At 71.5% G+C, this 22,139-nt stretch carries 21 protein-coding genes; 12 read left to right on the forward strand and 9 right to left on the reverse strand.

Annotated elements, in window-relative coordinates:
• Position 1: 1 nt before the first annotated feature.
• The 6 genes from ACWIGU_RS01700 to ACWIGU_RS01725 form a co-directional block, all read right to left on the reverse strand.
• On the reverse strand, positions 2-868 hold the full coding sequence (locus tag ACWIGU_RS01700) for an ABC transporter substrate-binding protein (RefSeq protein WP_454396317.1): 867 nt from the start codon (positions 866-868) through the stop codon (positions 2-4).
• Positions 869-1,588: an ABC transporter ATP-binding protein gene (locus ACWIGU_RS01705; RefSeq protein ID WP_454396319.1), complete on the reverse strand. Its 720-nt coding sequence runs from the start codon at positions 1,586-1,588 to the stop codon at positions 869-871.
• Positions 1,585-2,445 carry an ABC transporter permease gene (locus ACWIGU_RS01710; RefSeq protein ID WP_454396321.1) on the reverse strand — a complete coding sequence of 287 codons (861 nt, stop codon included), beginning with the start codon at positions 2,443-2,445 and terminating at the stop codon, positions 1,585-1,587. Before ACWIGU_RS01710 ends, ACWIGU_RS01705 begins: the two co-directional genes overlap by 4 nt.
• Positions 2,442-3,440: an NrtA/SsuA/CpmA family ABC transporter substrate-binding protein gene (locus ACWIGU_RS01715; RefSeq protein WP_454396323.1), complete on the reverse strand. Its 999-nt coding sequence runs from the start codon at positions 3,438-3,440 to the stop codon at positions 2,442-2,444. Before ACWIGU_RS01715 ends, ACWIGU_RS01710 begins: the two co-directional genes overlap by 4 nt.
• A 10-nt stretch (positions 3,441-3,450) precedes the next feature.
• A complete protein-coding gene (locus ACWIGU_RS01720) occupies positions 3,451-4,497 on the reverse strand; it encodes an ABC transporter substrate-binding protein (protein WP_454396325.1) in 1,047 nt (348 codons plus the stop codon).
• A gap of 120 nt (positions 4,498-4,617) precedes the next feature.
• Positions 4,618-4,731 (reverse strand): putative leader peptide, encoded by a 114-nt coding sequence (locus ACWIGU_RS01725; protein ID WP_454396327.1) that lies wholly within the window; start codon positions 4,729-4,731, stop codon positions 4,618-4,620.
• A 243-nt stretch (positions 4,732-4,974) separates the two neighbouring features.
• On the opposite strand from ACWIGU_RS01725, the gene ACWIGU_RS01730 reads away from it, so the two are divergent.
• Entirely contained in the window at positions 4,975-5,754 is a 780-nt protein-coding gene (locus tag ACWIGU_RS01730) for an IclR family transcriptional regulator (protein WP_454396329.1), read from the forward strand.
• Positions 5,755-5,774: 20 nt separating this feature from the next.
• Here the strand turns inward: ACWIGU_RS01730 and ACWIGU_RS01735 are convergent, their stop codons facing one another.
• Positions 5,775-6,731 (reverse strand): multicopper oxidase domain-containing protein, encoded by a 957-nt coding sequence (locus tag ACWIGU_RS01735; RefSeq protein WP_454396331.1) that lies wholly within the window; start codon positions 6,729-6,731, stop codon positions 5,775-5,777.
• A gap of 295 nt (positions 6,732-7,026) precedes the next feature.
• Between ACWIGU_RS01735 and ACWIGU_RS01740 the strand changes: the two genes are divergently transcribed.
• Both ACWIGU_RS01740 and ACWIGU_RS01745 read left to right on the forward strand, forming a co-directional pair.
• A complete protein-coding gene (locus ACWIGU_RS01740; protein ID WP_454397234.1) occupies positions 7,027-9,453 on the forward strand; it encodes a ThuA domain-containing protein in 2,427 nt (808 codons plus the stop codon).
• A gap of 3 nt (positions 9,454-9,456) precedes the next feature.
• Positions 9,457-11,649 carry an OmpL47-type beta-barrel domain-containing protein gene (locus tag ACWIGU_RS01745; protein WP_454396333.1) on the forward strand — a complete coding sequence of 731 codons (2,193 nt, stop codon included), beginning with the start codon at positions 9,457-9,459 and terminating at the stop codon, positions 11,647-11,649.
• Between the two features lie 47 nt (positions 11,650-11,696).
• Here the strand turns inward: ACWIGU_RS01745 and ligD are convergent, their stop codons facing one another.
• Positions 11,697-12,722: a non-homologous end-joining DNA ligase gene (ligD, locus tag ACWIGU_RS01750; RefSeq protein WP_454396335.1), complete on the reverse strand. Its 1,026-nt coding sequence runs from the start codon at positions 12,720-12,722 to the stop codon at positions 11,697-11,699.
• Positions 12,723-12,802: 80 nt separating this feature from the next.
• Between ligD and ACWIGU_RS01755 the strand changes: the two genes are divergently transcribed.
• Both ACWIGU_RS01755 and ACWIGU_RS01760 read left to right on the forward strand, forming a co-directional pair.
• Positions 12,803-13,864 carry an ATP-dependent DNA ligase gene (locus tag ACWIGU_RS01755; protein ID WP_454397236.1) on the forward strand — a complete coding sequence of 354 codons (1,062 nt, stop codon included), beginning with the start codon at positions 12,803-12,805 and terminating at the stop codon, positions 13,862-13,864.
• Positions 13,865-14,017: 153 nt separating this feature from the next.
• On the forward strand, positions 14,018-14,959 hold the full coding sequence (locus ACWIGU_RS01760) for a DUF3048 domain-containing protein (RefSeq protein WP_454396337.1): 942 nt from the start codon (positions 14,018-14,020) through the stop codon (positions 14,957-14,959).
• A gap of 29 nt (positions 14,960-14,988) precedes the next feature.
• Here ACWIGU_RS01760 and ACWIGU_RS01765 read toward each other — a convergent pair whose 3' ends face one another.
• Positions 14,989-15,450 (reverse strand): MarR family winged helix-turn-helix transcriptional regulator, encoded by a 462-nt coding sequence (locus tag ACWIGU_RS01765; RefSeq protein WP_454396339.1) that lies wholly within the window; start codon positions 15,448-15,450, stop codon positions 14,989-14,991.
• A gap of 197 nt (positions 15,451-15,647) precedes the next feature.
• Here ACWIGU_RS01765 and ACWIGU_RS01770 point away from each other — a divergent pair, with 197 nt between their 5' ends.
• Genes ACWIGU_RS01770 through pcaDC form a run of 7 tightly spaced genes read left to right on the forward strand, consistent with a single transcriptional unit; the run spans position 15,648 to position 22,130 of the window.
• Positions 15,648-16,430, forward strand: a complete 783-nt coding sequence (locus ACWIGU_RS01770) for a CoA transferase subunit A (RefSeq protein ID WP_454396341.1) — start codon at positions 15,648-15,650, stop codon at positions 16,428-16,430.
• Positions 16,430-17,074 (forward strand): CoA transferase subunit B, encoded by a 645-nt coding sequence (locus ACWIGU_RS01775; protein ID WP_454396343.1) that lies wholly within the window; start codon positions 16,430-16,432, stop codon positions 17,072-17,074. The genes ACWIGU_RS01770 and ACWIGU_RS01775 overlap by 1 nt, the downstream gene beginning before the upstream one ends.
• The gene (locus ACWIGU_RS01780; protein ID WP_454396345.1) at positions 17,071-18,273 is read left to right on the forward strand and encodes a thiolase family protein; all 1,203 of its coding nucleotides are present in this window, start codon (positions 17,071-17,073) and stop codon (positions 18,271-18,273) included. The genes ACWIGU_RS01775 and ACWIGU_RS01780 overlap by 4 nt, the downstream gene beginning before the upstream one ends.
• A gap of 17 nt (positions 18,274-18,290) precedes the next feature.
• The gene (pcaH, locus tag ACWIGU_RS01785) at positions 18,291-19,061 is read left to right on the forward strand and encodes a protocatechuate 3,4-dioxygenase subunit beta (protein WP_454396347.1); all 771 of its coding nucleotides are present in this window, start codon (positions 18,291-18,293) and stop codon (positions 19,059-19,061) included.
• Positions 19,058-19,636, forward strand: coding sequence for a protocatechuate 3,4-dioxygenase subunit alpha (gene pcaG, locus ACWIGU_RS01790; RefSeq protein ID WP_356271580.1), 579 nt, complete (start codon positions 19,058-19,060; stop codon positions 19,634-19,636). The genes pcaH and pcaG overlap by 4 nt, the downstream gene beginning before the upstream one ends.
• Positions 19,633-20,979, forward strand: a complete 1,347-nt coding sequence (gene pcaB, locus ACWIGU_RS01795; RefSeq protein ID WP_454396350.1) for a 3-carboxy-cis,cis-muconate cycloisomerase — start codon at positions 19,633-19,635, stop codon at positions 20,977-20,979. Before pcaG ends, pcaB begins: the two co-directional genes overlap by 4 nt.
• Positions 20,976-22,130, forward strand: coding sequence for a bifunctional 3-oxoadipate enol-lactonase/4-carboxymuconolactone decarboxylase PcaDC (pcaDC, locus tag ACWIGU_RS01800; protein ID WP_454396352.1), 1,155 nt, complete (start codon positions 20,976-20,978; stop codon positions 22,128-22,130). Before pcaB ends, pcaDC begins: the two co-directional genes overlap by 4 nt.
• The last annotated feature ends 9 nt before the right edge of the window (positions 22,131-22,139 follow it).

Consider the following 22,139-nt stretch of genomic DNA (forward strand, 5'->3'; position numbering starts at 1 on the left):
TTCAGGCCGCCTTTCGCGCCACGGCGTGGGCGACCGTGACGGGGCGCTCGATGAAGCCGGTGCGGTGGAAGATGTCCGCGCCCTGCTGCTGCTCGGCGAGGAACTCGTCCGTGACCGCCTCGATGCGCCACGGCAGCGCGCGCAGTGCGGTCTCCCAGTCGTCGGCGGTGCCGCCCTGGTGCTCGGCGGCGATCTCGGCGGCCTCGCGCGGGTTCTCCTTCGCCCAGTCGTCGGCGCGCTGAAGTGCGCGGGTCAGGGCGTCGATCACCTCGGGGCGCTGCTCGGCCAGGTCGCGGCGGGTGAAGAAGACGGAACGGTCGGAGATGACCTCGCCGGTGCGGACGACGACACGGACACCTCCGGTGCGCAGGGCGGCGGCGAGCTGGGCGCCTTGCGCGACCCAGGCGGTGATCTCGCCTGAGCGCAGCAGCTCCCCGCTGTTCTCGCCGCCGCGGACCGGGGTGATGTCGGAGGCGTACGAGAGTCCCGCGTCGTCCAGGGCCTTGGCTATGAGGTGGGTCTGCCACGAGCCGATGGCGAGGTGGACGGTGCCGCCCTTGAGGTCGGCGACCGTGCGGACCGGGCTGTCCTCCCGGACGAGGAGCGCGCCGTGGTCGGGGCGAGGCGCCGAGACGGCCGTGTAGACGATGTCGTGGCCGGCGGCCTGGGCCGTGACGGGCGGGGTCGACCCGGTGCCGCCGAAGTCGATGACGCCCTGGGTCAGCAGTTCGCCGGTGCGGACGCCGTTGACGTAGGAGTGGAAGACGGCGCTCTCGCCGACGGCGGCCAGCTCCTGCTGCGCGAAGTCCAGGCGCGAGAGGTAGTAGAGCGACGGATTGCTGTTGTGGACACCGATGATGACGGTCATTCAGATCACTCCGGATTCTGCGGGGGTGCGGCTGTGGACGCCGAGATCGGCGAGGAGGCGCCTGCGGAGGGCGGCGAAGGCGGGGTCCCCGGGTTCGCGGGGGTGGTCGACGCCGACGGGTTCGTCGGTGACGAGGCGCCCGTCGCGCAGGACGCAGACGCGGTCCGCGAGGCGTACGGCCTCGTCGACGTCGTGGGTGACGAGGAGGACGGCCGGCCGGTGCGCGCGGCAGAGCTCGCCGACCAGGTCCTGCATCCTGAGGCGGGTCAGGGCGTCGAGTGCGGCGAACGGCTCGTCCAGGAGGAGGAGTTCGGGTTCGCGCACGAGGGCCCGGGCGAGCGCGACGCGCTGGGCCTCGCCGCCGGAGAGCGTGGCGGGCCAGGCGTCCGCGTGGCTTTCGAGGCCGACCTCCGACAGGGCCTTGAGTCCGCGCGCGGACTGCCCGCGCGGCAGCGCGACCGTCACGTTGGCGAGGACCTTCTTGGACGGTACGAGGCGTGGTTCCTGGAAGACGATCGTGCGGGCCTCCGGGACGAGGACTTCTCCCCCGTCGGCCCCGTCGAGCGCGCCGAGGATGCGCAGGAGTGTCGTCTTGCCGCTGCCGCTGGCACCGAGCAGGGCGACGAACTCGCCCCGGCCGATGGTGAGATCGAGCCCGTCGAGGACGGCGCGGTCACCGAAGGCGCGGCGCAGGCCGGTGATGCTGACCGCTGTGCTCATCGGGCGGCCCCCTGTACGGCGCGGCGCCACGGCATGAGTCCGCGTTCGAGGAGCCGTACGACCCCGTCGGCGATCAGGCCGAGCAGGCCGTAGACGAGGATGCAGACGGCCAGGATGTCGGTGCGCGCGTAGCTCTGCGCCTGGGACATGAGGTAGCCGATGCCGGCCGTGGCGTTGATCTCCTCGGCGGCGATGAGCGCGATGACGCTGAGGGTCATCGACAGGCGCAGGCCCGCGAGCAGCGACGGCAGGGCGCCGGGCAGGACGACCTCCCTGACGATGCCGAGCCTGCTCATGCCGAAGCTGCGCATGGCCTCGACGAGCTTGCGGTCGGTGTTGCGGACGCCGCTGGACGTGGAGACGTACATGGGGAAGGTGGTGGCGACGGCGATGAGGAGGATCTTCGCGGTCTCGTTGATGCCGAACCAGACCATGAACAGCGGCACGAGGGACAGGAACGGGATGGTGCGCAGGGTCTGCAGGGAGGAGTCGAGGAGCTCGTCCCCCAGCCGCGTGAAGCCGGTCGTGATGCCGAGGGTGAGGCCGGTGACGAGCCCGAGGGCGAGGCCGAGTCCGGAGCGGGTGAGGGAGGTCGTGAGCGCGTCGGGCAGCTGGCCGTTGCCCCACAACTCGCCGACCGCATCGACGACTTGGGGTGGTGAGGCTAGGACGTCGGGAGTCAGCAGGCCCGTCGCGGACGCCACCCACCACAAAACGAGGAGGACGACAGGCCCGAGGGCCCTGACGGTGACGGAGTAGGCGCGGGGACGGGGCCGGCCGGACGGCGGGCGCGGGGTGACGAGACCGTGCGGCGCCGCCTGTTCCGTGCCCCGCGCCCGCCGGTCGGTGAGCGTCACGACAGCTTCTCCACATCGATGAGGTGCGCCGCGACATCGACCTTCGTCTTGGTCACCTTCTGATCGGCGTAGAACCGGGCGACCTCCTCGAAGCGCTTGATGTCGGCGTCGGTGATCGGCTCGACGGTGCCGCCCTCGGCGGTGAACCCGGTCTGGATGCGCCGGGACTCACCGGTGACGGCCTGCGGGCCGGCGTCGGTGTTCACGTTCAGATAGGCGGCCGGATCCTTCTTCTCCTTGACGCTGCCCTCGTGGAGGTAGGCGTAGAGCGCCTTCACGACCTCGGGGTGCTCGTCGGCGAAGCCCGTACGGACGGCGTTCAGGCTGTAGTTGTCGGAGCCGATCTCCTTGCCGTCGGCGATGAACTCCGCCTTCCCGCTGCCGAGTTCGGCCACCGCGTACGTCGACCAGACCGCCCAGGCGTCGACCTTGCCGGTGTTGAAGACAGCGGCGGTCTGGTCGGGGCGGAGGTAGACGCGCTCGACCTTGCCGGCCGGGATGTGGTGGTCGGCCAGGGCCTTGAGGAGCAGGTACTCGCCGGTGCCGCCCTGGTTGACGGCGACCCTCTTGCCGACGAGGTCCTCGATGTTCTCGATCCCGGAGCCCTTCTTGGCGAGGATGCCCTCGCCGACCGGGTCGGGGGCCGTCGCGGTGAAGAACTTGAAGCCGGGGGTCTGGGCGAGCGAGGTGATGCCTGAGGTGATCGAGCCGGTCGCGATGTCGAGCTGGTTCGCGTTCATCGCCTGGGCCGCGGGAGCGAACGGGCCGGCGCTGCCCGTCCATTCGACCTTGGCGTGCACCGTGGCGAGCGCCTTGGCGAGAGAGCCGTCCTTCTTGCCGAGGGCGAGGACTCCGGAGTTCCCGGGGTCGGGGATGCGGACGGTGACCTCGGCCGCGGCACCGGAACCGGAGTCCGCCTCGGACGTACCGCAGCCGGCGACGGCCGTGAGCGCGGCGAGTGCGGCAAGTGCGGTCAGGGTCTTCGGGATACGCATGACGGGATCCTTAGAGGGCGGGCCGGTGGGAGGCGGCCGGGGTGGGGCGGAGGAGGCGGGCACGGTGCAGCGGAGCGGGGTCGGCCCAGTCCCGCACGTCGACGGGCTCGGGCAGGAAGCCGTGGGCGTGCAGGGCCGCCGACTGCTGGGCGAGCAGGGCGAGGCGGTCCTCGGAGAGGTCGGGGTGCAGGGTGCGGTGGGTGTCGGAGCGATAGGCGCCGGCAACGCCCTCGGCGCCCGCGCCGGTCTCGGCACCGAGGATGCGGGCCACGTCGTCGGGCCGGTCCGCGGCCCAGTCGGCGGCGCGCAGGAGCACGGCGAGGAAGCGGTCGACGAGGTCCGGGTGGTCGTCGAGGAGACGGCGGTGGACGGTGATGGGCCGCGGTGTGCCGTTGTTCACGCGGTGCGTGCGGTCGGGCAACTCGTCCAGTTCCAGGGCGATTTCGGCTCCGATGCGGCGGGCCGCCTCGACGGAGAGCGCGCCCTTGACGTAGACGGCGTCGACGTCGCCACGCTGGAGGGCGGCGAGCTCCGCGGCCCACTGTCCGGTGTGCCCCTCGGCGGGTACGTCCACGAGGGTGGCGTCGTCGAGGCCGAGCCCCGCCGAGGCGAGCGCGCCCTCGAAGCCGCGCAGGGCCATCGCCCGCCAGAAGTCGATGGCGATGCGGTGGCGGGGCGCGGCGAGGCGCAGGCCCCGCAGCGCGGCGGCGCCCCTGATGCCCGAGCCGGGCGCGACCAGGATCGTCTGGCGCTCCTCGATCCAGGTGAGGCCGACGAGCCGCGTCTCCTCGCCGCGCGAACGGGCCCACAGGGCCGGGACGTTGCCGCCCTCGCGGAAGAGGCCGGGCAGCGCGTGCGTGTAGTGCGTGCGGCGGTCGACATCCCGGTCGGCGTCCTGAAGGGACCGTACGGCGATGCCGTCCGGCGCGAACTCGGCGGTGAGCCATTGCTGGTCGGCGGCGATACCGGTCGCGGTGGGCACGGGACAGCGGGTGAACCAGAGGGTGTCCGGGACGGCGGTCGTGGCGGTCGTCGTCCGGGCGTGGGCATGCGTCATGGCGGGTTCCCGGGGTGGAGAGGCATGGGGGCGGCGGGGAGTGCGAGCGCGGGCCGCGGCAGCATGCGGGTGCCGCGCGGGGAGGCAGGCTCGCGGTCCTGCCGGTGAGGGTCTGTGGTGTCAGCGACAGGCGGCGCTGGAGACGCGCGCCAGGTCGATGTGCCGGCGCAGCGTGAACAGGGACGCGACCAGGGGCGGGGCGAGCGCGGCGGCGCGGCGAAGGCGACCGGTCATGGCGCTGCTCCCCTCTGCGTTCGTGCGGTCCGCGCTCGTGGCGCGGTGGTGACGGGTGCACAGTGGCACGCCGCCGGCCGGACCGGCAAGCTGCTTCCCATCATGTGGGAACGAGCGTGAACGCAGTGTTTCAGATGGTCATTTGGGTTCGTCCCAGCCGCCATTCAGGCCCGTCGATGCTGCCGTAATGTGGGAATCCAGAGCCCGATCACCTGCCCGTACGACCCGTAGGGAGCCCCCACCGTGACCGCCCCCACCGCGCCCCGCACCCCCGGCGGCGCGCAGGCAGTGCAGCGCGCTCTCGACGTCCTGCACTGCTTCCACGACAACGGGCCCGACCTCAGCGCATCCGACCTGGCGCGCCGCCTCACCCTGCCCGTCTCCACCGCGCACCGTCTCGCCCGCACCCTCCTGGGCGCGGGCTTCCTCGAGCAGGACTTCCGCACGTCGCGCTACCGGCTCGGCCCGGCCGTGACGGAGCTCGGGCGGCTTTCCTACCACCAGCGCGGGCTGCACCTCGCCGCTCCGGAACTGGCCGATCTGGCCGAGCGCACCGGCGCGACCGCGGATCTGGCGTTGCGCAGCGGTCCGCACGCCGTGATCGTGGCGGGCGGCTCGGTCACGCCGAAGGTCGGCCTGCGCCGGCCGCTGCACTCCACGGCGCTGGGCAAGGTGCTGCTCGCCTGGGGGCGGCCCGGGGAGTCGGACCTCGCCTCGCTGCCACCGCTGCGCGCCTTCACGGACCGCACGATCGTCGAACCGGCGGCGCTGACGGATGAGTTGGAGCGCGTGCGGCGGGACGCGTACGCGCTCAACGACGGCGAGTCGGCGCACGGCGTGCGCACCCTGGCCGTGCCGGTTCTCGACCGTGCGGGGCACGCCCGGTTCGCCCTCGCGGTCCGGGCGACGCCCGAGCTGATCACGGACGGGCGCACCGAGTGGTTCCTCGACCGGGCACGGACCTGCGCCCGCGCCCTGGAGGTGCTGCTGCTGCCGCCCGGGGAGCGCCGCCAGGACCCGTAGGCACGGCGCGCTGTGCCTACCTAGTGGTGCGGCTCGTAGCCCGGGATCGTGCCGTCCTCCTTCTTGACCAGGAAGAGCCCCACCATCCCCATGTCGGAGTGACTCTGGACATGGCAGTGGTACATCCAGGCGCCCGCCCCGACCCCCTCTCCCGCGATGATCTGGAAGCCGAACGAGTCCGCGGGGCCGACGATCTTGTTGTCGACGACCTGGCTCGGGTCGTCCGGGCCGGTCAGCATGCCCGTGCGGTTGTCCGCCCAGCGATGACCGTGCATGTGGAAGGTGTGGTAGTACTCGCCGTGCGTGATCATGACGATCTCGACGCGATCGCCCACCGTGGCTTCGAAGTCGGGGCCTTCGTGCGCCGGCTTGTTGTTGATGGTCATGTCGTTGAAGACGATCGTGAACGTGGTGTCCGGCAGGACGTCGCCCTTGCGCCGGACGACGACCGGCCCGTACAGGCCCTTGCGGATGCCGCCGGTGCCGTGTTCCGTGCCGACGACGTGGTCGTGGTAGTGCCAGTACCCCGCGCTGCCCGCGCGCCACGTGCCGTCCTTGCGCCGGCCGGGGACGTGCGTGCGCCAGGTGTAGGTGCGCTTGCCGCCGGGTTCGACGTCGCTCTTGTTGAGTTTGGTGCCGTCGCTGGAGACCTCGTAGTCGAGGCCGTGGACGTGCAGGCTGGCCGCCACGTCCATCGTGTTCTCGAACTCGATGTGCAGGGTGTCGCCCTCGTTGAGCTCGATCAGAGGACCGGGTACGGACGCCTTGCCCTTCTCGAACCCGTAGCCCATCTGCCCGTCCGCGAGCTTCTCGGCGTACATCTTGATGTGCTTGACCTCACCGCCGGCCGGGGCCGTGCGCACCGGGCCGTCCGCGGGGGCTGCATCCGTCGCCGCGATGAGTGACAACGATGTCGCCGTCGTCGCGGCGGCGGCCCCGCCCATCAGCACCCGCCGGTTGAAGCTGCGTCTGTCCATGCCGAACTCCCCACTTTCGTACGGGACTTATGCGGACGTGCCACCAGGGCCTCGCGTGACGACCAGAGAGACGGTAACCGGGTGATCTTCGTTTATCCACACTCAGGACAAAGTTCGCGCCACTGCGGCCATACCTATTGGCGAGCCGCGAAAAGAGGTCTAGCTTCATCCGCGCCGTACCTGTGACCGACGAGGGGTGGGTGAACTCATGCGGTCCACGCCGCATCAAAAACCCTTGGACGTAAGAGGGTTGGACAGAGACAGACGCAGACGACGCCGCGCCGTCGCCGCGGTCCTGGCGTCCGGGGCGGTCGCCGCCGGACTCCTCACCGGGCCCGCCGCCAGCGCGCGCCCGGGGCCCGAACCATCCGTGACAACGATGTCCTTGCCGTCGCCTCCCGGCGGGGCGAACGTGCGCGTCCTGGTGTACTACGGCTCCGCCGCGGGCGGCGACGAGTCACCGGTGGTGAACGCGGGAATCGCGGCCATCGAGAAGATCGGCCAGAGCGGCCCCGCCGCCCAGCGCTTCAAGATCACGGCGACGGACGACGCGTCCGTGTTCACCGACGCCACCAAGCTGGGCCGTTTCAACGCGGTCGTCTTCCTGACCGGCGGCGGCGATGTGCTCGACCCGGACCAGGAGGCGGGGCTCGAGTCGTTCATGGAGGCCGGCGGCGGGTTCGTCGGCATCCACGACGCGGCCCGCGCCGAGCCGTACTCGGACTGGTTCACCGGCCTGATCGGCGCGCGTCCGGCCGACTCCAGCCCGGCGAACGTCCAGCGGGCCACTGTCGAGGTCGGTGACCGCCAGCATCCGGCCACCAAGGACCTTCCCGTGCAGTGGAAGCGGCCCGACCAGTGGCTGAACTGGGTGAAGAACCCGTCCGGCTCGGTGCACACCGTGGCCCGGGTCCGCGAGTCGACGTACCAGCCGGGCGCGAGCGCCAACGGCGCGGACCACCCGGTGTCCTGGTGCCGCGACTACGACGGCGGTCGCTCCTTCTACACGGGCATGGGCGGCACGGTCTCCAGCTACGACGAGGTGGACTTCCAGTCGCATCTGCGCGGCGCCCTGCTGTGGACGAGCCGCATCGTGCGCGCCGACTGCAAGGCCGCGATCGACTCCAACTACAAGGCGGAGCGCCTCACCCAGCCCAACCAGGCGGGCCAGAACGACCAGATCGGCGAGCCGCACGGCCTGGTCACCGCGCCCGACGGGCGCGTCCTCTACATCGGCCGCGGCGGCGCCGACTCCTCGCAGCCGGTGATCACCGACTGGAACAACCCCGACGTCGGCAAGGGCAAGGGCGAGATCCACGTCTACGACCCGAAGACCAAGAAGGTCACCCAGGCCGGGGCACTGACCGTCTTCGGCAACAAGGGCGGCGGCGACGAACTCGTCAAGGTCGAGGAGGGTCTGCTCGGCATCGAGCTCGACCCGAAGTTCGAGCAGAACGGCTGGGTGTACCTGCACTACACGCCGCACTCGCAGATCGACCGCGACAAGCAGATGGCCGAGCGCCGGGTCTCGCGCTTCACGCTCGACCTGGCGACGAACAAGCTGGACATGGGCAGCGAGAAGGTGCTGCTCAAGTGGCCGGTGCAGATCCACAGTTGCTGCCACGCGGGCGGCGGGATGGCCTGGGACTCCAAGGGCAATCTGTACATCGCGACCGGTGACAACAACTCCAGCCGGTTCAGCGACGGTTACTCGGGCAACAACCCCGAGCCCAACTACAAGGGCGTCTCGTTCGCCGACGCGCGCCGCACCGCCGGCAACACCAACAACCTCAACGGCAAGATCCTGCGCATCCACCCGGAGGCCGACGGCACGTACACCCTGCCGGAGGGGAACCTCTTCACCGGCAAGGAGACGGCCGAGGGCGGCGGGAAGACGCGCGGCGAGATCTATGTGATGGGCGTCCGCAACCCCGCGCGCATCTCCGTCGACAAGAAGACCGACACGCTGTACGCGGGCTGGGTCGGCCCGGACGCCGGTGAACCGTCGACGACCTGGGGTCCGGCGAAGTACGACACGTTCGCCGTCATCACCAAGGCGTCCAACCGCGGCTGGCCGTACTGCATGGGCAACAAGCAGCCCTACCGTGACCGCAATCTGCCGGACCCGACGAAGCCGCTCGGCTGGTACGACTGCGACCACCCGAAGAACGAGTCGCCGAACAACGACGGCCTGGTCAACATCCCGCCGGTCACCGGCAACAACATCTGGTACTCGCCGCAGGGCGGGGCGCCCGACTACCCGCGCGACGCAGGCGGCATCCCCTCGTACAAGAAGGAGGAGGCCAAGTACCTCCTGCCGTGGCTGAAGGGTGGCGGCCAGGCCGCGATGGACGGTCCGGTGTACCGCTACGACGCCTCCATCCCGAACGCCGACAAATGGCCGAGCTACTGGGACGGCAAGTGGTTCGTCGGTGACTTCTACGACGCCACGCAGCCGCGGCACGCGGTGATCACCGACCCGAAGACGGCCGGCGACGGCGGGCTCCCGGTGCACGCCGACAACCTGAAGAAGATCGTGCCGGTCGGCAACGACGGCATCAAAAACCTCATGGACTGGAAGTTCGGCCCCGACGGCGCGCTCTACGTCCTCGACTACGGCCGCGGCTTCTTCACCTCGGACGCCAAGTCGGCCCTGTGGAAGGTGACGTACACGGGCGGCGAGGCGACTCCGGCGGCCGACGACCTGGCCAGGAAAGGTTGATCCATGCACGGCAGACGAAGACTGCGGACGGCGCTGTTCGCCGCCCTGCTCATGATGCTCGGGCTCGGCTCCCCAGTCGCGTTCGGGCAGGAGGCGCCCGTGGCCGCGCAGCAGGTCCTCACCTGGACCGGCAGCGACGACATCACCAAGTACGCCTCGGCGCCGACGACGGCGGTCGCGGGCCCGACGACGATCGTCTTCGAGAACAGCGCGGCGACCGGCAACACGATGGGCATGCCGCACACGCTGACGTTCGACGTGTCGGACCCCGAGTACAACAACGACGTGCCGCTGAACATCCTGGCCAACCCGAACGACGACCAGGGCGGCCGGCACACGGCGGAGGTCACCCTGACCCCCGGCCGCTACCTCTACCACTGCACGATCCCCGGCCACGGGGCCATGCAGGGCATCCTCGTCGTGACCGAGGGCGGCGGCGCGGACACGACCGCTCCGGAGACCTCGGCGAAGGTCGACGGGCAGAAGAACGCCCAGGGCGAGTACGTCGGTTCGGCGTCGGTCAGCGTGAGCGCGACGGACGCGGGCTCGGGCGTCGACAAGGTCGAGTACGCGGTGGGCGCGGACGGCGCGTGGCAGCCGTACACGACCGCGGTGGTCGTCGACCAGGTCGGCACGCACAAGATCCGCTACCGGGCGTCCGACAAGGCGGGGAACGTGGCGGCCGAGAAGTCCGTGGACTTCACGGTGGTCGCCCCGCCGACCGACGACAAGACGCCACCGGAGACCTCGGCGACGGTGAGCGGCGAGAAGAACGCCCAGGGCGAGTACGTGTCGATGGCGACGGTCACGGTGACGGCATCCGACACCGGTTCCGGCGTCAACACCATTGAATACGCGGTGGGTTCGGACGGCGCGTGGCAGCCGTACACCTCGCCGGTGATGGTGCACGAGGCGGGCGCGCACACCGTGCGCTACCGGGCCGCGGACAAGGCGGGGAACCAGGCCGCCGAGAAGTCGGTCACCTTCACGGTGGTCGCGCCGCCGGCGGAGGACAAGACGCCGCCCGAGGTGTCGGCGAAGGTCGACGGCGACAAGGACTCCAACGGCGCGTACATCAAGAGCGCCAAGGTGACGGTCACCGCGACGGACGCCGGATCGGGCGTCGACAAGGTCGAGTACTCGCTCGACGCGGGCCCCTACCTCGCCTACACCGCGCCGGTCCTTGTGGACCGGACGGGCGCGCACACGGTCGCGTACCGGGCGAGCGACAAGGCCGGCAACACGTCGGCGGCGAAGACGGTGTCGTTCACGGTCGTGGAGGGTGGTGGCGTCCCGGCGCCCGACTGCCCCGAATTCGACGAGCGATTGACGGTAAGCGTGGGCACGGTCGACACGGGCATCCCGAACCGGGTGACCAACAACCGGTGCCGGATCAACGAGCTGATCGAGGACGAGCGGGAGTGGACCTCGCAGGCCCTCTTCCTCAAGCACGTCAAGACCGTCACCGACAAGCTCCTCACGGAAGGCGTGATCGACCAGCGCGAGTACAACAAGATCAACCGCGCCGCCAAGCAGTCGGGGATCGGCAAGCCCGGCCAGACCGAGGGCTACCGCAAGATCTTCGACGGCACGCAGGACTCGCTCGCCAAGTGGGAGCAGGTCGGCGGCGGCAAGTTCGGCCTGAACGAGGACGGCTCGATCACCTCCAGCACCACGGTGGCGGGCATGGGCATGCTGTGGTTCCCGCAGCGCAAGTACGGCGACTTCTCGCTGAAGCTCCAGTGGCGGGACGACGCGCCGGGCACGGGCAACGCCAACGGCGGTGTCTTCGTGCGCTTCCCATGGGTCCACGACAACCCGGAGGAGTCGAGGCCGGAGTGGGTCGCCATCAAGTACGGGCACGAGGTGCAGGTGCTCGACAAGCCTGACGGCGACATGTACAAGACCGGTTCGATCTACGGCTTCGACCGCGTGGGTCTCGCGGGTGCGGGCGTCACCCAGAAGGGCACGTGGAACGACTACGAGATCCGTGTGGTCGGCCAGCACTTCTCCGTCCTGCGCAACGGCGTCCTGATCAACGAGTTCGACAACACCGGCGGGCAGGTCTTCGAGCCGCCGCGCTCGGACGACCCGGGCACGGACGGCCGGCGGTTCTCCTCCGGCTATGTCGGGCTCCAGGTCCACAGCACGACGGACGTCATCTCGTACCGCGACATCCGGATCAAGGAGCTGTAACCAGCAGTAGCCGTAACACGCCTCACCTGTAAGGGAGTCGAGCCGGGTCAGTCCTCGTGTCTGGCCCGGCTCGGCTGTACCCGCTTGGGCTCGCCCGGCATCTTCGGGTACTCGGGCGGGTACGGCATGTCGCCCAGGCCGCGGTCCCGTTCGTCCCGGTCGGCGAGTTCGAGGAGCGCGTCGAGCCGGAAGGCGTGCTCGTCCATGTCCTCGTGGACGTCGCCGACTTCGGCGTAGCGGGCCGGCATCGACCCGATGTCGAAGTCGGCCGGGCGCGCGTCGTCGACCTCGTCCCAGCGCAGCGGCGCGGAGACGGGGGCGTTCGGCCGTGGCCGTACCGAGTAGGCGGAGGCGATGGTGCGGTCGCGTGCGGTCTGGTTGAAGTCGACGAAGATGCGCTCGCCGCGCTCCTCCTTCCACCAGGCCGTGGTGGCGCGGTCGGGCATACGGCGCTCCAGCTCGCGGCCGCACGCGATGGCCGCGCGGCGCACCTCGACGAACGTCCAGTGCGGGGCGATCGGCACGAAGACGTGCATGCCGCGGCCGCCGGACGTCTTGGGCCAGCCGCGCAGACCGCCGAAGTCATGGAGGACGGAGCGCAGCTCGTGGGCGGCGCGCACGGCGTCGGTGTAGTCGGTGCCCGGCTGCGGGTCGAGGTCGATGCGCAGCTCGTCGGGGTGGTCGGGGTGCGCGCGCCGGACGGGCCAGGGGTGAAAGGTGAGGGTGCCGTACTGGGCCGCCCAGATCACGGCGGCGATCTCGGTGGGGCACATCTCGTCCGCGTGGCGCCCGCTGGGGAAGGTGATGGTGCCGGTGGGGATCCAGTCGGGCAGGTTCTTGGCGGCGCGCTTCTGGTAGAAGGACTCGCCGTCCAGGCCCTCGGGATAGCGCTGGAGGGTGGTGGGGCGGTCGCGCAGGGCGCGCAGGATGCCGGGGCCGACGGAGAGGAAGTAGCGGGCGAGGTCGAGCTTGGTGTAGCCGGGCTCGGGGAACATGACCCGGTCCGGGCTGGACAGGCGTACCGTCCGCTCCCCCGCCTCCAGCTCCACGGCCGCACCGTTCGACTTGCCCATGCGGGCCACGCTAGGCGCATCGGCCTCCGTGCGCATACCGGGCGGGTGACGGCGTATCGCGTCAGAATCGGCTCATGGTCATGGATCTGCCGGTGATGCCGCCCGTGAAGCCGATGCTCGCCAAGTCCGTCGCGAAGATCCCTGCGGGAATGCAGTACGAGGCGAAATGGGACGGTTTCCGGGCGATCGTCTTCCGGGACGGCGCCGACCTGGAGATCGGCAGCCGCACGGGCAAGCCCCTGACCCGCTACTTCCCTGAGCTGGTCGCCGCCCTCCTCGACCGGCTGCCGGAGCGCTGCGTCCTGGACGGCGAGATCGTGATCGCCCGGGACGGCCGGCTCGACTTCGACGCGCTCACCGAACGCATCCACCCGGCCGCGTCCCGGGTGAAGACGCTGGCGGAGCGGACCCCGGCGTCGTTCGTGGCGTTCGACGTACTGGCCCTCGGCGACGAGTCGCTGATGGACACGCCCATGGCGGACCGCAGGGCCCGCCTGGCCGAGGCGCTGTCCGGCGCGACGCCGCCCGTCCACCTGGCCCCCTCGACGACCGACGCCGAGCTGGCGCAGACGTGGTTCGAGCAGTACGAGGGCGCGGGCCTCGACGGGGTGATCGCCAAGCCGTTCGACCTGCGCTACCGCGAGAACGAACGCCTGATGTTCAAGATCAAGCATGAGCGGACCGCGGACTGTGTCGTGGCCGGCTACCGCTTCCACAAGAGCGGCCCGGTCGTCGGCTCCCTGCTGCTCGGCCTGTACGACGACGAGGGCGTTCTCCAGCACGTGGGCGTGTGCGCGGCGTTCACGATGAAGCGGCGCACGGAGCTGATCGCGGAGCTGGAGCCGCTGCGCCTGGAGTCGGCGCAGGACCATCCGTGGGCCGCGTGGACCGAGGAGTCGGCGCACGAGAAGGCCCGCCTGCCCGGGGCGACGAGCCGCTGGACCGGCAAGAAGGACCTGTCGTGGGTGCCCCTCGAACCGCGGCTCGTCGCCGAGGTGGCGTACGAGCACATGGAGAACGGCGCGCGTTTTCGCCACACGGCCCGCTTCCGCCGCTGGCGCCCGGACCGGACGCCCGAGAGCTGCACGTACGCGCAGCTGGACGAGCCGGTGCGGTACGACTTGGCGGATGTCCTGCGCTAGGGAGTGTCCGGCGGATCATGGCCGGACACTCCCTGGCCGGTATGAGCGTCGGCTCACGTGAGCTCCGCCAAGTATGTCGAACACGTTCCACCGGAACTGATCGGTCCGCTGCCGGGCGGGTATCACCCACACGTGCGAATACGACGGGTTCGGGTGACGCGCGTGCGGCGGGCCGCGGTCGTCGCGGCGGTCCTGGCCGCCACGGCCGCCGGGTGCACGGTCGGCGACGGACATCCGCCGGACGGCCACTCCGCGAGCCCCACCGGCGGGGGAAGCCGTGGCGCCGTTCTCGCCGTGAAGATCGACAACGTGGGCCCCGCCCGCCCGCAGACCGGCATCGGCCGGGCCGACATCATCTACGCGGAGCAGGTCGAGAGCGGTCTGAGCCGGCTGATGGCCGTGTACGCGACCCGGCTGCCGCCCGTGGTCGGCCCGGTGCGCAGCGCCCGCGAGACCGATCTCGAACTGCTGCGGCAGTTCGACCGCCCCACGCTGGCGTTCTCCGGCGCTCAGTCGAAACTGCTGCCGCTGATCGCCGAGGCCCCGCTCGACGCGCTCCCGCCCGGCAAGGCCCCGGCGGCCGCCTACTTCCGCGGCAGCGACAGGCCCGCGCCGCACAACCTCTACCTCCGCCCCGGCAAGCTGGGCGTGACGCCGCAGGCGGGCGCGCTGGCGGCGGCCGGGGTCACGTTCGGGGCGCGCCCGGCGGGCGGGCAGGCGAAGAACGCCCTCACCGTGCGCTTCCCGGCGGCGCGCTTCACCTTCAACTGGTCGGCCCAGAGCGGTAGTTGGCAGGTATCGATGGACGGCACCCGGGCCCGCACCACGGACGGCGGGACGTTGAACGCGTCGACCGTCGTCGTCCAGTACGTCGATGTCCGCAGCTCGCGGTTCCACGACCGGTCGGGGAACACGTCACCGTTCTCCGACACCGTGGGTTCGGGCAAGGCGACGGTACTGCGGGACGGGCGGGCGTACGACGTCCGGTGGGAGCGGCGCTCGGCGGGCGACGGCACACAGTTCACGACGGCGGGCAGCGGCAAGCGCATGACGTTCGCGCCCGGGCAGGTGTGGGTCCTCTTCGCCGAGCGGTGAGAGCCCCGGCTCGCACCGGGACACCGTCGTCAGGCCTTCGCGAGCGGCTCCGTCGGATGGCGAAGCCCCTCCGCCGCGTCCGAGACGCGCTGGATCAGGTCGAAGAAGACGGCCTGCTCGTCGGCGGACAGCGGCGCGAGGAAGATCTGGTTCATCCGGGCCGTGCGCACGGTCAGCTTGCGGTGGACGCGCGTCCCGTCGCCGGTGAGACGCAGCAGGGAGCGGCGGCCGTCCTGCGGGTCGCGCACCTTGTCGATCAGTCCGCGGCGGCTGAGGCGGCTGATGACCTCGGCGATGGTCGAGCGGTCGAGGCCGACGCGCTCGCCCACGGTGCGCTGGTCGAGGCCGGGCTCGGCGACGAGCGCGTTCAGGACGGCGAACTGCGGTGAGGTGATCTCCTCGGAGACCATCGTGTTCCACAGCAGGTAGTGCGCCTGCTGGAGGCGCCGGGCCAGGTGCCCCGGGTGGGTGGTCAGATCCACCGCGGCCATCGCGGACCTCCGGTCTTTTCGGGTGTGTACTGACCAATACTCGACCATGGGGCAGCCCGTGTCGAGTCGACTCCCCTGCCTCCCACCGCCGTCAACCTGGGCTATTGACGGTACGGGCATGCGATGGCACCGTAAGCGCCAGTCACATAAATGCTCAGTGCGCTGAGTATTTCAGGTTCGTGGAGAGGCTGGCTCGGATGGACAAGGTGGTGGGGACGGCCGCGGAAGCGGTCGCCGACGTGGGGGACGGGGCGTCCCTCGCAGTCGGCGGGTTCGGCCTGGTCGGCGTCCCGAACGTGCTCATCGCCGCGCTCCACGAGCGCGGCACCACGGGCCTGAGCGTGGTCTCCAACAACTGCGGGGCGATGGACTCGGGCCTGGCCGTGCTGCTCGCGGCCGGGCGGATCGCCCGGGTCACCGGGTCGTACATCGGCGCCAACAAGGAGTTCGCCCGCCAGTACCTGTCCGGCGAGGTCGAGGTCGAGATGATCCCGCAGGGCACGCTCGCCGAGCGCCTGCGGGCCGGCGGCGCCGGCATCCCCGCGTTCTACACGCCCGCCGGCGTCGGCACCCAGGTCGCCGAGGGCGGACTCCCCTGGCGCTACGACGGCCAGGGCGGCGTCGCGCTGGCGTCCCCGCCCAAGGAGGTCCGCGCCTTCGACGGCACGGACTACGTCCTCGAGCACGGCATCCGCACCGACTTCGCCCTCGTGCGTGCCGCGAAGGGCGACCGCCACGGGAACCTCGTGTTCAACAAGTCCACCCGCAACTTCAACCCCCTCGCCGCGATGGCCGGACGCGTCACCGTCGCCGAGGTGGAGGAACTCGTCGAACCCGGCGACATCGACCCCGACGCCGTGCACGTGCCCGGCATCTTCGTCCAGCGCGTCGTGCCCCTGACACCCGAGCAGGCCACGGACAAGCAGATCGAACGGCGCACGGTCTCCGCGCCTGAGGCACGAGGAACGGTGAGCAGCTGATGGCCTGGACCCGCGAAGAGATGGCCGCGCGCGCCGCCCGCGAGCTGCGCGACGGCCAGTACGTCAACCTCGGCATCGGCCTGCCGACGCTCATCCCGAACCACCTGCCGCCCGGCGTCGAGGTCGTCCTCGAATCCGAGAACGGCATCCTGGGCGTCGGCCCCTACCCGGCCGACGACGAGGTCGACCCCGATCTCATCAACGCCGGCAAGGAGACCGTCACCGTCCTGCCCGGCGCCTCCTACTTCGACTCGGCACTCTCCTTCGGCATGATCCGCGGCGGTCACATCGACGTCGCCGTCCTCGGCGCGATGCAGGTCTCCGCCCGCGGCGACCTCGCCAACTGGGCCGTCCCCGGCAAGATGATCACCGGGATCGGCGGGGCCATGGACCTCGTCCACGGCGCCCGCACCGTGCTGGTCACCATGACCCACACCGCCAAGGACGGCACACCCAAGATCGTCGAGGACTGCACGCTGCCGCTGACCGGCAAGGCCTGCGTCCACCGCGTCATCACCGACCTCTGCGTCCTCGACGTCACCGCCGACGGTCTCGAACTCGTCGAGCTGGCCCCCGGCGTCACCGCCGACGACGTCACCGCGAGGACCGCCGCCAAGGTCCGCATCCCGGAGGAAGCCCGATGAAGGACGTCTACGTCGTCGATGCCGTCCGCACGCCGGTCGGCAGGTACAACGGCTCCCTCGCCTCCGTCCGCCCGGACGACCTCGGCGCGCACGTCATCCGTGAACTTCTCGCGCGTACACCGGAGTTGGACCCGGCGCTGATCGGCGACGTGTACTTCGGCAACGCGAACGGCGCGGGCGAGGAGAACCGCAACGTCGGCCGCATGGCGGGGCTGCTCGCCGGGCTGCCGACCTCCGTGCCCGGCGTCACCGTCAACCGGCTGTGCGCCTCCGGCCTCGAAGCCGTCATCCAGGCCGCGCGGGCCATCGCGCTCGGCGACGTCTCCATCGCCCTGGCCGGCGGCGTCGAGTCGATGACCCGCGCTCCCTACGTGCTCCCCAAGAGCGACCGGCCGTTCCCCGCGGGCAACACGGAGCTGTACTCCACGACCCTGGGCTGGCGCATGGTCAACCCGCGGATGGAGCCGCAGTGGACCGTGCCGCTCGGCGAGTCGGCCGAGCTGATCGCCGACAAGCACGGGATCACGCGTGAGCAGCAGGACGCGTACGCGCTCGCCTCGCACGAGAAGGCGTCCGCCGCGCAGAAGAACGGCCTGTTCGACGCCGAGATCGTGCCGGTGGCCGTGCCGCAGCGCAAGGGCGACCCGCTCGTCGTCGCGCGGGACGAGTGTGTGCGCGAGAGCGCGTCGATCGAGGCCATGGCCAAGCTGAAGCCGTCGTTCCGCACCGGGACCGGGACGGTGACGGCGGGCAACGCGTCGCCGCTCAACGACGGCGCCGCCGCGCTGCTCCTCGTCGACGAGGAGGGACTCAAGGCCACCGGACGCGAGCCGCTCGCCCGGGTGACGGCCTCCGGGGTCGCCGCGATCGACCCGCACTACTTCGGGCTCGGCCCCGTCGAGGCGGTCAACCGCGCGCTCGCCAGGGCAGGCAAGGGGTTCGACGACCTGACCACCCTCGAACTGAACGAGGCGTTCGCCGCTCAGGTCCTCGGCTGTGTCGCCGAGTGGCCCGAGTTCGACCCCGCGGTCCTCAACCCGCGCGGCGGCGCCATCGCGATCGGCCACCCGCTCGGCGCGTCCGGCGCGCGGCTCGCCGGATCCGTCGCGCACCAGCTCAAGGCCGCCGGTTCCGGCACCGGCGTCGCCACCCTCTGCATCGGCGTCGGACAGGGCCTCGCCCTCGTCCTCGAACGCTAAGGACTCAGGAACCCACCATGGCACTCACCCAGTCGGACATCGACGTCGAGGTCGCGGACCTCCAGAGCGCGTACGACAAGGCGCGCGCGGGCGGCGCGCCCGCCCGGCACCACCCGGCGCGCGACTACGCGCCGTACCGCAGCTCGCTCCTGCGCCACCCGAAGCAGCCGCTCGTCGCCGTGAACGGCGGCGACCCGGAGACCGTAGAGCTGTCCGGGCCCGTCTTCGGCGCCACGGACATCACCGACATCGACCAGGACCTGACGCGTCAGCACGCGGGCGAGCCGCTCGGCGAGCGCATCACGGTCTCCGGACGACTGCTCGACAGCGACGGCCGCCCCGTGCGCGGCCAGCTCGTGGAGATCTGGCAGGCCAACGCGTCGGGCCGGTACGCGCATCTGCGTGACCAGCACCCGGCTCCGCTCGACCCCAACTTCACCGGAGTGGGGCGGACGCTGACGGACGATCAGGGACGCTACTCCTTCACCACCGTGAAGCCGGGCGCGTACCCGTGGCGCAACCACACCAACGCGTGGCGCCCCGCGCACATCCATTTCTCCCTGTTCGGGGACGCGTTCACGCAGCGGCTCGTGACGCAGATGTACTTCCCGAACGACCCGCTGTTCCGCTACGACCCGATCCTGCGGTCGGTGACGGACGACGCGGCGCGCGACCGCCTGGTCGCGGCGTACAACCACGACCTGTCCCAGCCCGAGTTCTCCCTCGGCTACGAGTGGGACATCGTCCTCGACGGTCCCTCCGCCACCTGGATCGAGGAAGGCCGATGACCTCCGTGCCCGAGAAGCTCCTGCCCACGCCGTCGCACACCGTCGGCCCGTTCTACGGCTACGCCCTGCCGTTCCCCGAGGGCGAGCAGGTCGCGCCGAAGGGGCACCCCGACACGATCGCCCTGCACGGCCGCGTCCTCGACGGCGAGGGCGCCCCGGTGCCGGACGCCATCCTGGAGTTCTGGCAGGCCGGACCCGACGGCTCGCTCGACGGGGCGCCCGGCTCGCTGCGCCGCGACCCCACGACCGGCGGTCATCTCGGCCGCAACGGCACCGACTTCACCGGATTCGGCCGGGTCGCCACGGACGCCGACGGGCACTACGCGCTCTTCACACTGCCGCCGGGCAACGCGGGAGTGCCGTACATCAGCGTGTGCGTGTTCGCGCGCGGTCTGCTGCACCACCTGTTCACCCGCGCCTACCTCTCCGACGGCGCGGACCCGCTGCTCGACGCCCTGCCCGCGGAGCGGCGCGCGACGCTGCTCGCGCAGCCGCAGGAAGACGCGCACCGCACGTACCGTTTCGACATCCGCCTTCAGGGCGAAGGCGAAACGGTCTTCCTGGAGTTCCAGTGACACACGTCGATCCCGGCGCCGAGCCCGACGCCGGACTGCTCGCCCCCGGCCGCGCGGGTTCCCCCGCGGAGTCGGCCACCTCGGACGCGGCGGTCCTGCGCGCCCTGCTCGACGCGGAGGCGGGGCTGACCCGGGCGCAGGCCGCCCTGGGCCTTTCGCCCGTGGCCGCGGCGGACGCGGTGACGCGCGCCGCCGCGGACGAGGATCGCTTCGACGCCCGTGACCTCGCGCTGCGCGCCCGCTCCGGGGGCAACCCGGTGATCCCGCTGGTCGCCGACCTGACGGCCGCGGTGGCCGGGGAGCACGCCCCGTACGTCCACCGGGGCGCCACCAGCCAGGACATCCTGGACACGGCGCTCATGCTGCTCGCGGCCCGGACGCTGGACGGGCTGCTCGGCGACCTGGCGCGCACGGAGAGCGCGCTCGGCCGGCTCGCCGCCGCGCACCGGGACACCGTCATGCCGGGCCGTACGCTCACGCAGCACGCCGTGCCGACGACGTTCGGCCTGAAGGCGGCGGGCTGGCGCTCGCTCGTCCTCGACGCACGCGACCGACTGGCCACCGTGCGCGCTTCGCTTCCTGTCCAACTGGGCGGCGCAGCTGGCACGTTGGCCGCCTTCGGTGTGTTCGGTTCCACGAACGCCGGTGAGCTGACCGAGGCGTACGCGGCCGAACTCGGCCTGTCCGCACCCGTGTTGCCCTGGCACACCCTGCGCACCCCGGTCGCCGACCTCGCGGGCGCGCTCGCCTTCACGGCCGGGGCCCTCGCCAAGCCGGCGGCGGACGTGCTCACGCTGTCCCGTACGGAGATCGGCGAGCTGTCGGAGGGGGCGGGCGGCGGTTCCTCCGCGATGCCGCACAAGGCGAACCCGGTCAGGGCGACGCTAGTCGCGGCGGCCGCCCGCCGCGCACCCGCGCTCGCCGCGACGCTGTACGCGTCGATGGCTGCCGAGGACGAGCGCCCCGCCGGTGCCTGGCACGCGGAGTGGGAGCCGCTGCGCGACCTCCTGCGGCTCGTGGGCGGAGCGGCGCGCGACGCGGCCGAGCTCGCCGAGGGGCTTCAGGTCCACGCGGACGTGATGCGTGAACACCTCTTCGCCACCCATGGGCTGATCGTCTCGGAGCGCCTGGCCGCCGAGCTGGCACCCCTGCTCGGTCGCGCCCGCGCGAAGTCCCTGCTGACCGAGGCGGCGCGGCGCACCCGCGCCGAGGACAGGCCCCTGGCCGAGATCCTGGCCGACGAGCCCGACCTCAAGGGCACCGACGTGGCCGACCTCACCGACCCCGCCCGTTACACCGGCTCCGCCGGAGCCCTCACCGACCGTGCCCTGGAGCGACGTTGAGCACTGCATCCCCCGACCGCGGCACCCTTCTTCACCACCGCGCCGAAGGCCCCGCCACCGCTCCCCCGCTCCTCCTGGGCCCCTCGCTCGGCACCTCCACCGCCCTGTGGGACGCGGTCGCGCCCGAACTGTCCGTCACCCACCGTGTGGTGCGCTGGGACCTGCCGGGACACGGAAAGTCCCCGGCAGGCCTGATCGGCCCTGGTGCGACCGTCGCCGATCTGGCCGGGCTCGTCCTGGACCTCGCCGACTCCCTCGGCATCGAGCGCTTCGCCTACGCGGGGGTGTCGCTCGGCGGCGCGGTGGGCCTGCACCTCGCGGTCCACCACCCGGAGCGGGTGACGAGCCTCGCGGTGATCTGTTCGTCCGCGCACTTCGGCGGCTCGAAGCCCTGGGAGGAACGGGCCGCGCTCGTACGCAGCGAGGGGCTCGGCCCGGTCGCCGAGACCGCCGACCGGCGCTGGTTCACGCCCGGATTCACCGTGCCCGCCCTCGTCGAGGACCACCGCACCGCCGAGTCGGAGGCGTACGCGGCCTGTTGTGACGCGCTCGCCGCGTTCGACATCCGCGAGGAGCTCGCCTCGATCACGGCTCCCACGCTGCTGATCGCGGGCCGCGAGGACCCGGCGACGCCGCCCGCGCATCTGCGGGAGATCGCCGACGCCGTGCCCGGCTCGTCGCTCGTCGAGATCGCGGGTGCCTCGCACCTCGCCCCCGCCCAGTGCCCCGAACCCGTGATCACGGCGCTGCGCGCCCAGCTCGGCGGGGGTGCCGGACGTGGCATGGAGGTGCGCAGGCAGGTGCTCGGCGACGCGCACGTCGACCGCGCGCAGGCCGGGCAGAGCCCGTTCACGGCCCGCTTCCAGGACTTCATCTCGCGCTACGCGTGGGGCGAGATCTGGACCGACCCGACGCTGACGCGCCGCGAACGCTCCGTGATCACGATGACGGCGCTGGTGGCCCACGGCCACTACGACGAGCTGGCGATGCATGTGCGCGCCGCGCTGCGCAACGGCCTGACGCCCGACGAGATCGGCGCCGTGCTGCTGCAGTCCGCGGTGTACTGCGGTGTCCCCGCGGCGAATTCGGCGTTCGCGGTGGCTCAGCGGGTCCTCTCCGAGGAGAGCGGCGAGGGTCCGGCGGCAGGCTGAGCCCTCGCG

It is taken from the genome of Streptomyces sp. NPDC055400 (assembly GCF_053644375.1).

Bases quoted from the DNA above. Each gene is read 5' to 3' on its own strand.
- ACWIGU_RS01705 (WP_454396319.1), bottom strand. From the start codon at position 1,588: ATGAGCACAGCGGTCAGCATCACCGGCCTGCGCCGCGCCTTCGGTGAC.
- ACWIGU_RS01770 (WP_454396341.1), top strand. From the start codon at position 15,648: ATGGACAAGGTGGTGGGGACGGCCGCGGAAGCGGTCGCCGACGTGGGG.
- ligD (WP_454396335.1), bottom strand. From the start codon at position 12,722: ATGGGCAAGTCGAACGGTGCGGCCGTGGAGCTGGAGGCGGGGGAGCGG.
- ACWIGU_RS01775 (WP_454396343.1), top strand. From the start codon at position 16,430: ATGGCCTGGACCCGCGAAGAGATGGCCGCGCGCGCCGCCCGCGAGCTG.
- ACWIGU_RS01720 (WP_454396325.1), bottom strand. From the start codon at position 4,497: ATGACGCATGCCCACGCCCGGACGACGACCGCCACGACCGCCGTCCCG.
- pcaG (WP_356271580.1), top strand. From the start codon at position 19,058: ATGACCTCCGTGCCCGAGAAGCTCCTGCCCACGCCGTCGCACACCGTC.
- ACWIGU_RS01715 (WP_454396323.1), bottom strand. From the start codon at position 3,440: ATGCGTATCCCGAAGACCCTGACCGCACTTGCCGCACTCGCCGCGCTC.
- ACWIGU_RS01700 (WP_454396317.1), bottom strand. From the start codon at position 868: ATGACCGTCATCATCGGTGTCCACAACAGCAATCCGTCGCTCTACTAC.
- ACWIGU_RS01745 (WP_454396333.1), top strand. From the start codon at position 9,457: ATGCACGGCAGACGAAGACTGCGGACGGCGCTGTTCGCCGCCCTGCTC.
- ACWIGU_RS01755 (WP_454397236.1), top strand. From the start codon at position 12,803: ATGGATCTGCCGGTGATGCCGCCCGTGAAGCCGATGCTCGCCAAGTCC.
- pcaH (WP_454396347.1), top strand. From the start codon at position 18,291: ATGGCACTCACCCAGTCGGACATCGACGTCGAGGTCGCGGACCTCCAG.
- ACWIGU_RS01725 (WP_454396327.1), bottom strand. From the start codon at position 4,731: ATGACCGGTCGCCTTCGCCGCGCCGCCGCGCTCGCCCCGCCCCTGGTC.
- ACWIGU_RS01735 (WP_454396331.1), bottom strand. From the start codon at position 6,731: ATGGACAGACGCAGCTTCAACCGGCGGGTGCTGATGGGCGGGGCCGCC.
- ACWIGU_RS01780 (WP_454396345.1), top strand. From the start codon at position 17,071: ATGAAGGACGTCTACGTCGTCGATGCCGTCCGCACGCCGGTCGGCAGG.
- ACWIGU_RS01765 (WP_454396339.1), bottom strand. From the start codon at position 15,450: ATGGCCGCGGTGGATCTGACCACCCACCCGGGGCACCTGGCCCGGCGC.